This window comes from Streptomyces sp. NPDC020898, from assembly GCF_044333925.1.
Taxonomy (GTDB): domain Bacteria; phylum Actinomycetota; class Actinomycetes; order Streptomycetales; family Streptomycetaceae; genus Streptomyces.
In genome coordinates this window covers 113,590-129,250 of sequence record NZ_JBIRRV010000015.1, presented here as the reverse complement: position 1 = coordinate 129,250, position 15,661 = coordinate 113,590, and the positions used below count along the sequence as shown (strand labels likewise).

13 protein-coding genes and 1 riboswitch are annotated in these 15,661 nt (G+C 70.9%); of the genes, 5 read left to right on the top strand and 8 right to left on the bottom strand.

Annotation, left to right across the window (positions count from 1 at the left end; all coding sequences use genetic code 11):
* The first annotated feature begins 122 nt into the window (after window positions 1–122).
* From ACH4TV_RS36245 to sepH, 3 genes are all read left to right on the top strand, one after another.
* Entirely contained in the window at window positions 123–1,361 is a 1,239-nt protein-coding gene (locus ACH4TV_RS36245; protein WP_398405529.1) for an MFS transporter, read from the top strand.
* On the top strand, window positions 1,321–2,640 hold the full coding sequence (locus ACH4TV_RS36240; RefSeq protein WP_398405528.1) for a D-arabinono-1,4-lactone oxidase: 1,320 nt from the start codon (window positions 1,321–1,323) through the stop codon (window positions 2,638–2,640). Before ACH4TV_RS36245 ends, ACH4TV_RS36240 begins: the two co-directional genes overlap by 41 nt.
* A gap of 406 nt (window positions 2,641–3,046) precedes the next feature.
* Window positions 3,047–4,066, top strand: a complete 1,020-nt coding sequence (gene sepH / locus ACH4TV_RS36235; protein ID WP_398405527.1) for a septation protein SepH — start codon at window positions 3,047–3,049, stop codon at window positions 4,064–4,066.
* Between the two features lie 122 nt (window positions 4,067–4,188).
* On the opposite strand, the gene ACH4TV_RS36230 is transcribed toward sepH, so the two are convergent.
* Window positions 4,189–5,040: a sulfurtransferase gene (locus ACH4TV_RS36230; protein ID WP_398405526.1), complete on the bottom strand. Its 852-nt coding sequence runs from the start codon at window positions 5,038–5,040 to the stop codon at window positions 4,189–4,191.
* Window positions 5,041–5,415: 375 nt separating this feature from the next.
* Here ACH4TV_RS36230 and ACH4TV_RS36225 point away from each other — a divergent pair, with 375 nt between their 5' ends.
* Window positions 5,416–6,219, top strand: a complete 804-nt coding sequence (locus ACH4TV_RS36225) for a VOC family protein (protein ID WP_398405525.1) — start codon at window positions 5,416–5,418, stop codon at window positions 6,217–6,219.
* A gap of 19 nt (window positions 6,220–6,238) precedes the next feature.
* On the opposite strand, the gene ACH4TV_RS36220 is transcribed toward ACH4TV_RS36225, so the two are convergent.
* The 5 genes from ACH4TV_RS36220 to ACH4TV_RS36200 all read right to left on the bottom strand — a co-directional run bounded on the left by ACH4TV_RS36220 (window position 6,239) and on the right by ACH4TV_RS36200 (window position 13,193).
* Window positions 6,239–7,618, bottom strand: coding sequence for an NlpC/P60 family protein (locus ACH4TV_RS36220; protein WP_398405524.1), 1,380 nt, complete (start codon window positions 7,616–7,618; stop codon window positions 6,239–6,241).
* A gap of 193 nt (window positions 7,619–7,811) precedes the next feature.
* On the bottom strand, window positions 7,812–8,462 hold the full coding sequence (locus ACH4TV_RS36215) for a thymidine kinase (protein ID WP_398405523.1): 651 nt from the start codon (window positions 8,460–8,462) through the stop codon (window positions 7,812–7,814).
* Between the two features lie 57 nt (window positions 8,463–8,519).
* On the bottom strand, window positions 8,520–9,710 hold the full coding sequence (locus ACH4TV_RS36210) for an alkaline phosphatase family protein (RefSeq protein ID WP_398405522.1): 1,191 nt from the start codon (window positions 9,708–9,710) through the stop codon (window positions 8,520–8,522).
* The gene (locus tag ACH4TV_RS36205) at window positions 9,710–10,297 is read right to left on the bottom strand and encodes a DUF5998 family protein (RefSeq protein WP_398405521.1); all 588 of its coding nucleotides are present in this window, start codon (window positions 10,295–10,297) and stop codon (window positions 9,710–9,712) included. Before ACH4TV_RS36205 ends, ACH4TV_RS36210 begins: the two co-directional genes overlap by 1 nt.
* 40 nt (window positions 10,298–10,337) lie before the next feature.
* Window positions 10,338–13,193 carry a GNAT family N-acetyltransferase gene (locus ACH4TV_RS36200; protein ID WP_398405520.1) on the bottom strand — a complete coding sequence of 952 codons (2,856 nt, stop codon included), beginning with the start codon at window positions 13,191–13,193 and terminating at the stop codon, window positions 10,338–10,340.
* Between the two features lie 179 nt (window positions 13,194–13,372).
* Here ACH4TV_RS36200 and ACH4TV_RS36195 point away from each other — a divergent pair, with 179 nt between their 5' ends.
* Entirely contained in the window at window positions 13,373–13,654 is a 282-nt protein-coding gene (locus tag ACH4TV_RS36195) for an HPr family phosphocarrier protein (RefSeq protein WP_398405519.1), read from the top strand.
* Between the two features lie 158 nt (window positions 13,655–13,812).
* Here ACH4TV_RS36195 and ACH4TV_RS36190 read toward each other — a convergent pair whose 3' ends face one another.
* Window positions 13,813–14,508: a GntR family transcriptional regulator gene (locus ACH4TV_RS36190; RefSeq protein WP_398405518.1), complete on the bottom strand. Its 696-nt coding sequence runs from the start codon at window positions 14,506–14,508 to the stop codon at window positions 13,813–13,815.
* A gap of 188 nt (window positions 14,509–14,696) precedes the next feature.
* Entirely contained in the window at window positions 14,697–15,470 is a 774-nt protein-coding gene (locus ACH4TV_RS36185; protein WP_398405517.1) for a M23 family metallopeptidase, read from the bottom strand.
* Between the two features lie 13 nt (window positions 15,471–15,483).
* A riboswitch (cyclic di-AMP (ydaO/yuaA leader) is annotated at window positions 15,484–15,651 on the bottom strand.
* Window positions 15,652–15,661: the final 10 nt, after the last annotated feature.

Genomic DNA, 15,661 nt, shown 5'->3' with positions numbered 1-15,661 from the left:
ATCCTGCCACCCCCTTCTGACAGCCGGGATCCCGACCCGTCCCCGGGGGTGCGTTAGGGTCACCTAACCCGTAAGTTGTATCGGCTTCCTTCACGCCTTACCGGATCGACCGGAGACTCCCCGTGCCCAGCCCCTACAGCGCCCTGTTCGCCGCCCCCGGCTCCAGGCGCTTCACCGCCGCGGGGTTCCTCGGCCGGATGCCGCTGTCGATGATGGGCATCGGCGTCGTCACGATGATCTCCCAGCTCACCGGGCGGTACGGACTCGCGGGCGCCCTCTCGGCGACCCTCGCGCTGGCCGCCGCGGTGGCGGGCCCCCAGGTGTCGCGTCTGGTCGATCAGTACGGGCAGCGCCGCGTGCTGCGTCCCGCGACGCTCTGCGCGCTGATCGCCTCGGCCGGGCTGCTGCTCGCCGCGCACTTCGAGTGGCCGGACTGGGTGCTGTTCGTGTGCAGCGCCGGCATCGGCTGCGTGCCGAGTGTCGGCGCGATGACCCGGGCCCGCTGGGCGGCCCTGTACCGGGACACCCCGCACCTGCACACCGCGTACTCCTTCGAGTCGGTGGTGGACGAGGTCTGCTTCATCTTCGGGCCGATCATCTCCATCGGGCTGTCCACGGCGTGGTTCCCGGAGGCGGGACCGCTGCTCGCCGCCTGCTTCCTGGCGGCCGGCGTCTTCTGGCTGACGGCCCAGCGCGACACCGAGCCCAAGCCGCATCCTCGGGCGCAGCAGGCGGGCGGCTCGGCGCTGCGCTCCCCCGGTCTGCAGGTCCTGGTGATCACGTTCGCGGCGACCGGGGCGATCTTCGGGGCGGTCGACGTGGTCACCGTCGCCTTCGCCGAGGAACGGGGTCATCAGGGCGCCGCGAGTGTCGTGTTGGCGCTCTACGCGGCGGGCTCCTGCGCGGCGGGAGCCGTGTTCGGGCTGATGCACCTTCCGGGAGCGCCGGAACGCCGGTGGCTGCTGGGCATATGTGCGATGGCCGTGAGTATGATCCCCCTCCTACTGGTCGGAAACTTGCCGTTCCTGGCCGTGGCGCTGTTCGTTGCTGGTCTGTCCATCGCTCCCACGATGATCACGACGATGTCCCTCATCGAGCAGCACGTACCACGCGCGCAACTGACCGAGGGCATGACCTGGGTGAGCACCGGGCTCGCGGTCGGCGTCGCGCTCGGTTCCTCCGTGTCCGGCTGGGTGATCGACGCCGCCGGTGCGAGCGCCGGGTACGGGGTTCCGGTGGCGTCCGGGGCCGTCGCGGTCGCGGTCGGTTTCCTCGGGTACCGCCGGCTGAGCAGGCCGGATCCGCGTCGGGGAGGCACCGTTGAGCAGCACAGCGAGCGGGAAGAGCGGCACGTGGCGTAACTGGGCGGGCAACGTCACCGCCCGGCCCGCCCGGGAGGTCACGCCCGCTTCCGTGGAGGAACTGTCCGCGGCGGTGAGGAAGGCAGCCGCGGACGGCCTGAAGGTGAAGGCAATCGGCACCGGCCACTCCTTCACGGCGGCCGCCGCCACCGACGGGGTGTTGATCCGCCCTCAACTGTTGACCGGCATCCGCAATATTGACCGCGCGAACCTAACGGTCACGGTCGAGGCGGGCACCCCGCTCAAGAGACTCAACCTGGCTCTCGCCCGCGAGGGCCTGTCGCTCACGAACATGGGCGACATCATGGAGCAGACGGTCTCGGGCGCCACCAGCACCGGCACGCACGGCACCGGCCGCGAGTCGGGCTCCATAGCCGCCCAGATCAAGGGACTTGAGCTGGTGACGGCGGACGGCTCGGTGCTCAGCTGCTCCGAGAAGGAGAATCCGGAGGTCTTCGCGGCGGCGCGGGTCGGTATCGGCGCCCTGGGGATCATCACCGCGATCACGTTCTCCGTGGAGCCCCTCTTCCTGCTCACCGCCCGCGAGGAGCCGATGACCTTCGACAAGGTCACCAGCGCCTTCGACGAACTCTGGGCCGAGAACGAGCACTTCGAGTTCTACTGGTTCCCGCACACCGGCAACACCAACACCAAGCGCAACAACCGCAGCGCGGGTCCCGAGAAGCCGGTCAGCCAGGTCAGCGGCTGGATCGAGGACGAGTTCCTCTCCAACGGCGTCTTCCAGGTGGCCCAGTTGGTCGGCCGTGCGGTGCCCGCCACGATCCCGGCGATCGCCCAGGTCTCCAGCAAGGCCCTGTCCGCGCGGACCTACACCGACATCCCGTACAAGGTCTTCACCTCTCCGCGCCGGGTGCGCTTCGTGGAGATGGAGTACGCCGTTCCGCGCGAGGCCCTGGTGGAGACGCTGCGCGAACTCAAGGCGATGGTCGACCGGTCGGACATGCGGATCAGCTTCCCCGTGGAGGTGCGTACGGCCCCCGCGGACGACATCGCGCTCTCCACGGCCTCGGGCCGCGACAGCGCCTACGTCGCCGTCCACATGTTCCGGGGGACGCCCTACCAGGCGTACTTCACCGCCGCCGAGCGCATCTTCACGGCGCACGAGGGACGCCCGCACTGGGGCAAGGTGCACACGCGGAACGCGGAGTACTTCGCCGGCGTCTATCCCCGCTTCGGGGAGTTCACCGCCCTGCGGGACCGCCTCGACCCTGAACGCCTGTTCCAGAACGACTACTTGCGGCGGGTTCTGGGGCCGTAGCGAAGCAATTGGTTCCGGTTCTGATGTTTACGTGAACTGTGCTGCGTCCGAGGTCACGGAACCGGTGGGGGAACGGCCAACTCGCACTCTCCGGCAGGAATTGGGTGGCGTGCCAATCCACGCACGTGGCCCAAATGGAGTACTGTTGCGAGCCCTGGGTCCGGTCTCCCGCCTGGGCGTCCGGGGCCATCCAGGATCGTCAAGAGGGAGCTCGTTGCACAGGGTGACGGAGTTTGTCACTTAGCGTTGCGAATAGATAACCGTGGCATAACGGCGATCTCGGGCCCACGCCCGACACGCCGGGCAACTCGGCAAGGTTGTGGCAGGCTGCACCCGGGCAGGCCACACTCGACTAGCGGAAGCAGCGACGCACGTGACGTCGGCAGGCACCACCCGGGAGGTCCCCATGCCCGAACTGCGTGTCGTGGCCGTCTCTAACGACGGCACACGGCTGGTGCTGAAGGCTGCGGACAGCACGGAGTACACGCTTCCGATCGATGAGCGTCTGCGCGCCGCTGTACGCGGCGACCGTCCCCGCCTCGGCCAGATCGAGATCGAGGTGGAGAGTCATCTCCGCCCCCGCGACATCCAGGCACGCATACGTGCCGGTGCGTCCGCGGAAGAAGTGGCGCAGCTCGCCGGGATTCCGGTCGATCGCGTGCGTCGCTTCGAGGGCCCCGTGCTGGCCGAGCGAGCCTTCATGGCCGAGCGGGCCCGGAAGACTCCGGTCCGCCGGCCCGGTGAGAACGCCGGTCCACAGCTCGGCGAGGCCGTGCAGGAGCGGCTGACGATCCGTGGCGCCGACAAGGAGACCGTCCAGTGGGACTCCTGGCGCCGCGACGACGGCACCTGGGAAGTCCTGTTGGTCTACCTGGTCGCCGGCGAACCGCACTCGGCGAGCTGGACGTACGACCCGCCCCGGCGGCTCGTCCAGGCCGTCGACGAGGAAGCCCGCTCGCTGATCGGCGAGTCGGACGACCTCGCGGCGCCCGAACCCAGCTTCCCGTTCGTACCGCGCATCGCCCGGCTGCCGCGCGACCGCCCGCTGGACCGTCCGGTCCCGCCGGTACCGTCGCCGGAGTCCGTCGAGGAGAGCGCGAACGAGCGCGATTCACTGACCAGCCTCCTGGAGGCGGTACCGAGCTTCCGCGGCGACATGGTCGTGCCGGAACGACCCTCCACCACGGAAACCCCGGAGGAACCGGCAGCCGAAACCGAGGTGGAGGAGCCCCCGGCTCCCGCGGCCTCGGCCGGTTCCGCGTACGCGGACGTGCTCATGCCCCGTTCGGTCACCGCCCACCGCGACCGCCTGGTCGGCGCCACCGACCGCCAGGCAGAGGCGGACGGTGTCCGTCCGGGACGGAGAGCGGCGGTACCGAGCTGGGACGAGATCGTGTTCGGCACCCGCCGGAAGAAGCAGGACTAGTCACTCGTACGGCTGCTTGTACGACTGTGGGGGCCACACCCGCCGGGGTGGCCCCCACAGTCGATCGCGTCTCCGTTCGGCCGTACGACCCGACGGGTTCCCGGCCCTCTGGTCTTACTGGACTACTGAGGGTCGGCGCCCACTGCCACGGGCCGCGTCGGGTCCGCCGACCACTGGGACCAGGAGCCGACGTACAGCGCGGCCGGGATGCCCGCGACCGCCAGGGCCAGGACCTCGTGGGCGCCCGAGACGCCCGATCCGCAGTACACGCCCACCGCGGTGGAGTCCGTCGCGCCCAGCGTCTTGAAACGGGCGGTCAGCTCGTCCGCGGGCAGGAAGCGCCCGTCCGCCGCGACGTTCTCGTTCGTGGGCGCCGAGACCGCGCCCGGGATGTGTCCGCCGACCCGGTCGATGGGCTCGACCTCGCCCCGGTAACGCTCCCCCGCGCGCGCGTCGAGCAGCAGTCCGGAACGGGCCAGCGCGGCGGCGTCGTCCGCGTCGAGCAGCCCCGTCGCTCCCGGCACCGGCGTGAAGTCGCCCTCGGCAGGCGCGGGTACGTCCGTGTCGAGCGCCCCCTCCCAGGACGGCAACCCGCCGTCGAGGACCCGCACGTCCGGGTGACCCGTCCAGCGCAGCAGCCACCATGCGCGGGCCGCGGCCCAGCCCTGTCCGCCGTCGTATACGACGACCGGGGTGGTGGACGAGACGCCCGCGCGGCGCATGGCGGCGCCGAACACCGCCAGGTCGGGGAGCGGATGGCGACCGCCCGGCCCCGATGCGGAGGCGAGCTCCCGGTCCAGGTCGACGAAGACCGCGCCGGGGATGTGCCCGGCCGCGTACTCGGCGCGCCCGTCGAAGGGCGCCGTCCCGCCCGCGGTCGGCATGCTCAACTGCCAGCGGATGTCGAGCACGACCGGCGGGCTGGAACCGGCCAGATCGCTCACGAGTTCGGGTGCGGAGATGATGACGTTCATGGCCACCATCCTTGCGCACGGGGTGGCCGCGGCGGCCAGGTCGGGTTACTCTCCCGCCGGACAGGCCCGGTCACCAGGCGTACGGGATCGGGCACATGCTGTACAACCGATGGACACTCTGCGGCAATCACACGGAAACGGGTGGGAAGCGACGGATCGGGCACCCTCACGACCAGAGCGGCCGAGGGCCGCGCGGTCGGGGCGCGCGGTACCGCGGGGGGTGCGAGCATCGGCACGGGGCGCGTGCGCGCGAAGCCGCGGCTCGGCACGACCGACGTACGGAGTACGCCGTACGTCGGCATGCGGCAGGTCCGCCGACACGGGCGGACAGCGGAAGTGACACGGCCACCGCGAGGGGTCGAGGAGAGAGTGACGATGACCGAGGCACGGGAGTCGGCCGGCCGGAACAGCGAGCCACATGCCCGCCGCGCGGCCGGAACACCCTGCTGGGTGAGTCTGATGGTGCACGGGATGGCCGCGACCCAGGAATTCTACGAGGAGTTGTTCGGCTGGGAGTTCGAGCCGGGCCCCCAGCAGCTCGGCTGGTACGTACGCGCCCTGCTGGACGGCCAGGAGGTGGCCGGAATCGGCCAGTTGCCGCCGGACCGCCACCTTCCCATCGCCTGGACGCCGTACCTCGCCTCGGACGACGTGGACCTCACGGCGGAGATGGTCCGGCACTCGGGCGGAACCGTGGGGGTGGGCCCCCTGGACGCGGCCGAGGCAGGCCGGCTGGCGATCGCCTCCGACCCCATGGGAGCCGTCTTCGGCATCTGGCAGGCCGCCGCCCATCTGGGCACGGGCATCACCGGCGTCCCAGGCACCCCTGTCTGGAACGAGCTGGTGACCCGCGACTCGTCGAGCGTCGCCAAGTTCTACAAGACCGTCTTCGGCTACGAGGAAGAGCCCGTGGTGTCGGCCGACTTCGACTACGTCACCCTGCACGTCGAGGGTCACCCGGTCGCCGGCATCCACGGCGTGGGCAACTCCCTGCCCCGGGACCGGGGTCCGCACTGGATGACGTATTTCGAGGTCTCCGACACGAACGCGGCGACCACCCGGCTGGTGGACCTGGGCGGCCATGTCGTCCAGCCGCCGCACGACAGCGCGCACGGCCGCGTGGCGACCGTGACGGACCCGGAGGGGGCGATGTTCTCGCTGATCCACGCGGCGCGCTGACGGCGCCGGGGAAGGGCCCTTACGCGGGCCGCAGGACGCTGTGGATCGCCGACCGGCCGGCGGCGAGGATCGAGTCCTCGCGTACCGTCGCCCCCGGGTTCGGGGCGTGCATCATCATTCCGTCGCCGACGAACACACCCACGTGCCCGACATGGCCCGCCTCACCGTGGAAGAAGACCAGGTCACCGGGCCGGATATCGGCAAGGTCGATCGCCACACCGGCGCTCGCCTGCTCGTGCACGGCGCGCGGGAGCGCGACCCCTGCGGCCTTCCAGGCGGCCTGGACGAGACCGGAGTTGTCGTAGGAACCCGGTCCCGCCGCGCCCCAGACGCACGGCCTGCCGATCTGCGCGCGGGCGAAGGCGACCGCCTTCTCGGCCTTCGCACCGGACTCCGCGCGGAACGCGATGCCGGGGACGACGACGGCACCGGTTCCGGCACCCTGGAACGGCGGTTCGGGGGCGAAATAGGTTCCCGTGCCGTAGGACGTCTCCGTGACGAAGAACGGGTCTGTGACGGGGAACGGCTCAGCGGCTGGGAACGGGTCTGTGGCGGGAAACTGCTCAGTGGCCGGGAACGGTTCGGCGACGAGGGGGAGTTCTGTGATGAGGGCGTAGTCCCCGTCGAGGAGCGTGCCCGCGTAGAGGGGCACGTCCGCGTAGATGGGTGTGCCTGCGCCGAGGGATGCGTCCGCACCCAGGGGCGTCCCCATGGGGAAGGGCTCGTCCGCGCCCTGGACGGCCGACTGCGGCAGCCGCCACTCCTCGGCGGGCTGCAGGCTCGGCTGTTCGTCGGGGAGGCGCCAGGCGTCCTCGGCGGGCAGCGGGCCGGTCGCCAACAGGGGAGCCGTGCCCAGGGAGGGCGACGGGAACCAACTGGGCTCGGCCGACAGCGTGTTCGGGCCCGCCGGCGCTTCCTGCCGTGGTGCGGGCACGGCCGTCAGCGCGGGCGCGGGTCCGGCGGGCAGTGCGGCGACCGGCGCGGGCGGCAGTTCGGGCAGCGCTCCGGCGGGCAGCGCGGGCACGGGTCCGGCGGTCAACTCCGCGACGGGACGGGCGGTCAGCTCGGCGGGAGGGTTCACGGGGCGAGCGGGCCGCGTCTCGGGCGAGGGGGCCGGGGCCGGTCTCCTGTCGGGCGGCAGCATCGCCGGCATGGTCGGGCCCAGCCGGGCACGCGCCACGTCGAACCACGGTCGCGCGACCTCGTCGAGGGCAGGATCGGAGCGCCGCCGCCCGCTGTCGGGCGCCGGGTTGGCGCGTCTGCGCATCCCGGCCTTCATCGCGCGGGTGGCGTTGAAGGTCCCGGTGGCGGACTCGGCCTGGTCGTAGAGGCTGTTGATCCGCTGCCGGACCTCCTCACGGCTCGGCCCGTCGTCTCGCGGGGTTCGTTCCGGCGCCATGCGGGACGAGCTCCTTCCGTGGTACGTCTCCCGAGTCAACTGTCCGGTCCGGGCAGCCGATTGGGGAAGGTGTGCGGAGGTCAACCTAACCAACTTGTGTGCTTCAGGTGAAGGTTGAAGCGCGAAATGTCCGATACGTTATTGTGACCTTCATCGTACTGCGAGCGCCAGAGAGAAAGCCGCGGCAGAACGATCAGGACGACGTGACCGGCAGGACGTCCGGAGAGATGACGGAAGCGTGCGCGGAGGCGCTCGTCATACGGCGCCGGTGATGGCGCCGGCACAGCACCTCGTAGCCGATCTCCCCGGCCGACCGGTTCACATCGCCGACGACGACCTGCTCACCCTCGACCACCATCACACCGTCCACGGTGCGCGCATTGTGCGTGGCCCGAGCCCCGCACCAGCACATCGCCTCGACCTGGAGGGTCTCGATCCGGTCCGCCAGCTCGATCAGCCGCTGGGAGCCCGGGAAGAGCTTCGTGCGGAAGTCGGTGGTGATGCCGAACGCGAAGACGTCCAGGCCCAGATCATCCACCACCCGCGCCAACTGGTCGATCTGCTGCGGCGCGAGGAACTGCGCCTCGTCCACGATCACGTAGTCGACCTTGCCGCCCCTGGACATCTGGTCCACCAGATAGGCGTGCAGATCCATGCCCACGGTCGCCTCGACCGCCTCCGTCACCAGACCCAACCGCGAGGAGAGCTTGCCCTCCCCCGCGCGGTCGTCGCGCGTGAAGATCACGCCCTGCAACCCCCGCGCCGACCGGTTGTGCCCGATCTGGAGCGCCAGCGTCGACTTCCCGCAGTCCATCGTTCCGGAGAAGAACACCAGCTCGGGCATGGGAGGTTGAGCACCTTTCGGCAAGAGACCCGGGAGGGGGCTGGGCAGGGACAGGCGTCAGGAGCGTACTTGCAAGAGCGGGACCAGCTGTTCCGCAGGGGTCATCGAACCGTGGTTGCCGACCATCGCCGACTCCCTCGGCTCCCGCTCGGAGGCGACGATCAGGACGTCGTCCCGTGCCGCCGCGACCACGTCGCCGATCCGGCCGTACACGCGTTCGTCGACCGTCGGTCCGAACCAGCCCGCCGCGATCGCCTCGTCGCGCGAGGCCACCCAGAACTGCTCGCCGAGCACCTCGCGCCAGCAGGTCAGTACGTCGGCCTGTGCGCCCGGCACCGCGTACACGTGCCGCGCCCTGCCCTCGCCGCCCAGCAGGGCGACGCCTGCGCGCAGTTCCCAGTCCTCGTCGAAGTCGATGCGGTGCTGCTCGTCGAACGGGATGTCGATCATGCCGTGGTCGGCGGTGACGTACAGGGCCGCGCGCAGCGGGAGCTGCTCCGCCAGCCGCTGGACGAGCCGGTCGACGTACATGAGCTGACCGCGCCAGGCGTCCGAGTCGACGCCGAAGCGGTGGCCCTTGCCGTCCACCTCGGCGTAGTACGTGTAGACCAACGAGCGGTCACCGGCGGCAAGTTGCTCGGCGGCGAGGTCCATCCGGTCCTCACCGGAGAGCTTCCCCCGGAACGTTCCGCCGCTGAGTGCGATCTTCGTCAGCGGGGTGTTCTCGAAGGTCGGCGAGGAGACCTGGGCCGTATGTACGCCGGCCTTGTCCGCCAGCTGGAACACCGTGGGGTACGGCTGCCACGCGCGCGGGTCCGTCCACGGCTGCCAGCGCAGCTGGTTCATCAGCTCGCCGGTGGCGGGGTTGCGCACGGTATAGCCGGGCAGACCGTGCTCGCCCGGCGGCAGCCCGGTGCCGACGGAGGCGAGGGAGGTCGCGGTGGTCGCCGGGTAGCCGGTGGTGATCGGGCGGCCCGTGTCACCGCGCGAGCTGCTGATGAGCGAGCTCATGAAGGGGGCCTCGTCCGGGTGGGCCAGCAACTGCTCCCAGCCCAGTCCGTCGATCAGGAACACGCAGTTCCGGTCGGCGGGAGCCAGTTCCGGGATCGCCGCGGACATTCCCGGTACGTCCATGCCGGCGGCCAGCGTGGGCAGCAGGTCGGCGAGCGAGCCCGTGCCGTAGTGCGGGACGGGGGCGGAGGAGACGGCGAGCGGTTCCGGGTGGTCCCAGGCGGTGGTCTGGGACATCAGCGGGCGACGTCCGCGGTCGCCTCGGAGAGTGCCTGCGCGAAGACGAGGGCCTGGCGCACCGTCTCCGGGCCGTCCCCGGCCTCGCTGACGCGCAGGCTCAGGTCGTCCGCCGTCGAGCTGCCTGTGTAGCCGTGGTCCGCCTCGCAGTTGGGGTCACCGCAGGCGGCCGGCTCCAGGTCGATACGGGCGACGGCGCCCCAGCCGATGGTCAGGACGATCTCACGGGGCAGCGTGCCCGGCGTGTACGACTCCGGGTTGGCGACGACCCTGCTGAGGACGACGGACGAGATCCGGCCCAGCTTCACGGATTCCGTGGACGTGGTGGCGTACGGCGTCGGGGAGGCGGTGTCCTCGGCCTGCTCGTCGGTGTGGCTGACGATGAAACGGTTGCCCGTGAGGACGAGCACGGTCACGTGCCGGCGCACCTCGTTGGCGTCGAATGTCGTCTCCTGGTGGACCAGGTACGACCGGATGGAGTCGCCGCCGATCGCGGCCTCCACCGCCTCGGCCACGAGGGCCGGGTAGTAGCCGCTGCGCTCGATCGCCGCTCGCAGCCCCTGGGTCGTCGTACTGGTCTTGGCCATGTGCCCATCCTACGGGGGCCCACTGACTGCGAGGCACCGCTCAGTACACAGGAAGTGTCCTGGGACCCAGGTCGCCACGGGCGGGCGGCGGCGCCAGTCGCACCGACGCCCCGAGCACGCTCAGGCCGCTCTGCGCGACGACCACCGGCTCCAGGGACACGGCGATGACCTCGGGGTGATCGTCGACGAGCCGCGACACCCTCAGCAGCAGTTCCTCCAGCGCCGCGGTGTCGACCGGCGCCGAGCCGCGCCAGCCGAACAGGAGCGGCGCCGTCCGGATCGAGCGGATCAGTGAGGTCGCGTCGCGGTCCGTGACCGGTATCAGGCGGTGCGCCGTGTCCCCGAGGAGCTGCGAGGCGGGCCCGGCGAGCCCGAAGGAGAGCACCGCTCCGGCCGCCGGGTCGATGACCGCCCGTACGACGGTGTCGACACCCCGCGGTGCCATCCCCTGCACCACGGGCCGTACCTCCTCCGGCGTCCCGAAGAGGCCGGTCAATTCGGCGTACGCCCGCCGCAGTTGCTCCTCGTCCGCGAGATCCAGGCGTACGCCGCCCAGGTCGGCCCGGTGTCGCAGGTGCGGGGCGGTGGCCTTGAGAGCGACGGGGTAGCCGATGGTCCGCGCGGCGGCCACGGCGCCGTCGGGGTCCGGGGCGGGCAGCACCCCGCGCACCGGGATGCCGTACATCCCGAGCAGTTCGCACGTCTCGTCCGTGCCCAGGGTGAGCCCCTGTCCGCGCGCGAGGAGTCCGCCGATCAGTTCGGCGGCCCCCTTCTCGTCGATGTCCTCATGCTCGGGCACCTTGCCGGGCTCGGCGGCCTCCCGGCGCCACTGCGCGTACTTCACGGCTTCGGCGAGGGCACGGACAGCGCGCTCGGCGGCGGGGTAGGCGGGGATGAGGCGCGCCTCTTCGGGAGGACCGACCCCGGTGGACGGGCGTTCCCCCACCACCGCGGGCAGGCGTTCCGCCCTGCGGGGCGGGTGGGCGCCGCCGACAGCGCCCGGTGCCGTCGAACCTGCCTGTGGGGCGGTGCTCGCGGCGGCCGAGAGTGCCTCTGCCAGTCCCCCGAGCTCCACATGCACCACCAGCACCGGTTTCCCGGGAACCTCCGCCGCGGCCGACCTCAGGGCATCGGCCAACGCGGCGTCCCGGGGGGTACCCTCCCCCACCGTGGGGATCGCGGTGACGACCACCGCATCGCACGTCTCGTCCGCCAACGCCTGGGACAACGCCCGGTGGAAGTCCTCGGGTGACGCCCCGGTGGTCAGGTCCAGCGGCGGCAACGGCCGCAGCCCTTCGGAGAGGCACGCGTCGTACGTCAGCAGTCCCAGCGACTCCGAGTTCCCCAGGATCGCCACCCGGGGCCCGGCGGGCAGTGGCTGCCGGGCCAGCAGCAGCCCGGCGTCGACCAGTTCGGTGATCGTGTCCACCCGGATCACCCCGGCCTGCCGCAGCAGCGCGGACACCGTCGCGTGCGGCAACCGCGTGGCCCGTACGGCATGCCCCTGTGGAGCGGCGCCGCCGTGCCGCGCTCCCTGCACGACCACGAGCGGCTTCGCCGCCGCCGTGCGTCGGGCGAGGCGGGTGAACTTGCGCGGGTTGCCGATGGATTCGAGGTACATGAGGACGACATCGGTGTCCGGGTCGTCGTACCAGTACTGAAGTACGTCGTTGCCGGACACGTCGGCCCGGTTGCCGGAGGAGACGAAGGTCGACACACCGGTGACCCCGGTGACGCCTCCCCCGCGCCGGTCCAGCCGGGACAGCAGGGCGATACCGATGGCCCCCGACTGCGCGAACAGCCCGATCCGTCCGGGCCGCGGCATCTCGGGCGCCAGCGACGCGTTCAGCCGGACGTCCTTCGCCGTGTTGATGACGCCGAAGGCGTTGGGGCCGATGATGCGCATCCCGTACGTGCGCGCGTGCCGCACGAGTTCGCGTTGCCGTTCCCGTCCCTCGGGGCCGCTCTCCGCGTATCCGGCGGAAACCACGACGAGCCCCTGGACGCCGTGTTCACCGCACTCGGTGACCACTTCGGGAACGGACGCGGCCGGGACGGCGACGACGGCGAGATCGACGGGGCCCGCGATGTCACGCACCGATCGGTGGGCCGGTACTCCGTCGACGTCCTTCTGTTCCGCCGGGAACGCGCTGTTCACCGCGTGCAGGTCACCGGTGAAACCGGCGTCCCTGATGTGGTCGAGGACGCTGCGGCCGACGCCGCCGGGGGCGCGGCCGACTCCGATGACGGCGACGGAGCCCGGGACGAGCAGCCTGCGTACGGAGCGCGCCTCGGCCCGCTGTTCCCGCGCGCGCTGGACGGCAAGTGAGCGGTCGGTGGGCTCCAGGTCGAACTCCAGGCGGACGACGCCGTCCTCGAAGCTGCGCTTCTGGGTGTACCCGGCGTCCGTGAACACCTTGATCATCTTGCTGTTGGCGGGGAGCACCTCGGCGGCGAAGCGGCGGATGTCACGCTCGCGGGCGACGGCCCCGATGTGTTCGAGGAGGGCGGAGGCGACGCCCCGGCCCTGGTGAGCGTCCTGCACCAGGAAAGCGACCTCGGCCTCGTCGGCCGGACCGGAGGCGGGCAGGCCGTCGGCATCAATGCGGTCATAGCGTACGGTGGCGATGAACTCGCCGCCGACCGTGGCCGCGAGCCCCACCCGGTCCACGAAGTCGTGGTGGGTGAAGCGGTGGACGTCCTTTGCGGACAGGCGCGGATAGGGCGCGAAGAAGCGGTAGTACTTCGACTCGTCCGACACCTGCTCGTAGAAACTGACCAGCCGGTCGGCGTCGTCCGCCGTGATGGGCCGGATACGGGCGGTGCCGCCGTCACGCAGCACGACGTCCGCCTCCCAGTGGGCGGGGTACTCGTGCCGGTCCGACGAGTTCTGCATGCGCCCCAGAGTACGGCTCGCATACGACAACGTCGCGAGGCAGTCTGTGGGGGACCGAAGTCGGGCCCAGGCCGGGGTTCGAACGCGGTTCCGGGACAGGTTCTCACCTGCTTCCCGGCACGCTTCACGCTATGGAACAATGGTCTAGACAACCCTGAGACACTGAAGGGCAGCATCACATGGCTGAGCGCCGCGTCAACGTCGGCTGGGCGGAGGGCCTCCACGCCCGCCCCGCCTCCATCTTCGTCCGTGCGGCCACGGCCGCCGGCGTCCCCATGACGATCGCCAAGGCCGACGGCAACCCCGTCAACGCGGCCTCCATGCTGGCGGTCCTCGGGCTGGGCGCCCAGGGTGGCGAGGAGATCGTCCTCGCCTCCGAGGCGGAGGGCGCCGACATCGCGCTCGACCGTCTGGCGAAGCTGGTGGCCGAGGGACTCGAGGAACTTCCCGAGACGGTCTGAGGAATTATCGGGGCCGGCGACGGCCCTCGCTTCAAAGACACCATCCGCACACACGAAGGGCTCGCCCGGAATTCCGAGCGAGCCCTTCGCATTTCCCGTTTACGGGCAGCAAAATTAATCCCCCGCGAATTCCACCCTCTTTGTATACGGCGCCAGTGTTAATGCCGCAGGCCCGTCATGTTTACGGGATGTTGCGAAGTCCTCACACGATCGGCACGGTCTCCGCTGCCCGGAAAGCGCAGTCGGTGCACGGCGGTCGCCCGCTCGGTGTGCAGCGCCGTGACCGCCCGGGCCCGCTCACTGTCGCCGCGCGCCACCGCGTCCACGATCGCCCCGTGCTCCGCCCAGGACTCGACAGGGCTGGCCGGTGCCTCCACCGCGTACATCCAGGCGATCTTGTGCCGCAGCTGGGTGAGCGTCGAGGTCAGGGCGTGACTGCCGGACGATTGGGCGAGCGTCTCGTGGAACCAGCCCCCCAGGGAGCGCAGATCCTCACTGTTGCCCCTTCTGGCCCGCTCCTGCCCCAGCCTGACCAGGCCGCGCAGCACTTTCAGGTGGGCCTCGGTGCGTCGCTGGGCCGCTCGGGCGGCGCCCAGCGGCTCCAGGAGCATGCGCATCTCCAGCAGGTCGGAGGCCTCCTGCTCGGTGGGTTCCGCGACGCACGCGCCCGCGTGCCGCCGGGTCACCACGAAGCCCTCGGCCTCCAGCGTGCGCAGGGCCTCGCGGACGGGGACGCGCGAGACGCCGTACCGGCGCGCGAGCAGTTCCTCGGTGAGCCGGCTGCCGCGCTCGTAGACACCGGCGACGATGTCGTCCCGGATCGCCGTGCATACCGAGTGCGCCGGAATACGCATGTCCGACCTCCGCTTTAATCCCCGTGAAACGTCGATGATTGACGTGTGTTCAGTGACTCTATTGCAGAGAACCGGAATTTCCGATGGCAGGCCGGAATCCATGGATATTTTTTGGACACACGGCCCTCCGAAACGCCGAAAGCCCCGGCTCAGGGAGCCGGGGCCACGACAAGCGGTGCGAGCGGTCGTCAGACGTTCACGCCGTGCGAGCGGAGGTAGGCGACGGGGTTGATGTCCGAGCCGTACTCCGCGGTGGTGCGGGCCTCGAAGTGGAGATGCGCACCGGTGACGTTGCCGGTGGCCCCGGAGAGGCCTATCTGCTGGCCCGGGGTGACCGCCTGGCCGACGGAGACGTTGACGGACGACAGGTGACCGTACTGGGTGTATGTACCGTCGTTCATCTTGATCACGATGTTGTTGCCGTAGGCCCCACCCCAGCCGGCCTCGACGACGGTGCCGGAGCCCACCGCGTGGACGGTAGTACCGGACGCCGCGTGGAAGTCGACGCCGGTGTGGCTGCCCGAGGACCAGACGGCGCCGCCCGTCTTGTAGCCCGTGGAGATGTACGAGCCGGAGATCGGGGAGACATAGGTGTTGAGGCGCTTGCGCTCGGCCTCGCGGGCGGCGCGGGCCTCAGCCTCACGTGCCTCCTTGACCCGCTCCTCCGCCTCCTTCTTCGCGGCGGCCACGGCCCGCTTCTCCGCGGCGGCCTTCTCGGCGGCCTGCTCCTGGGCGGCGGCCTGGGCGTCGATCTCGTCGGCCAGCGAGTCACCGATGGAGATCACCGGGGTGAGGCCGGTCTGCTCGACGGCGGACTCCGCAGCGAGCGCCGGGGCGGCGAGGCTGCCGACGACGCCTGTGGTGGCGAGAGCCGCGACGCCGGCCGCGCGGGCGGTCGTACGGGAGACAAGGCTGGGGCGGCTGGGACGACGGTGCTTCCCGGTGGCGCGGGTGAACGCCATGTAGTGGCTGGTCCTTTCCTTCCTTCTCGCCTACCGGGTTAGCTGACGGGTTCGGAGCAGGAAGGTCTCCTACGGACCCCCTCGCTGCACGCGCGGGCGTCCGATTCACCCCAGGGACTTCACAAGGTGGGTCCCCGGCTCCCCTGGCTCGCGCCGTACGGGGACTCGGCGATGACTGCCCGGTGCCGCGG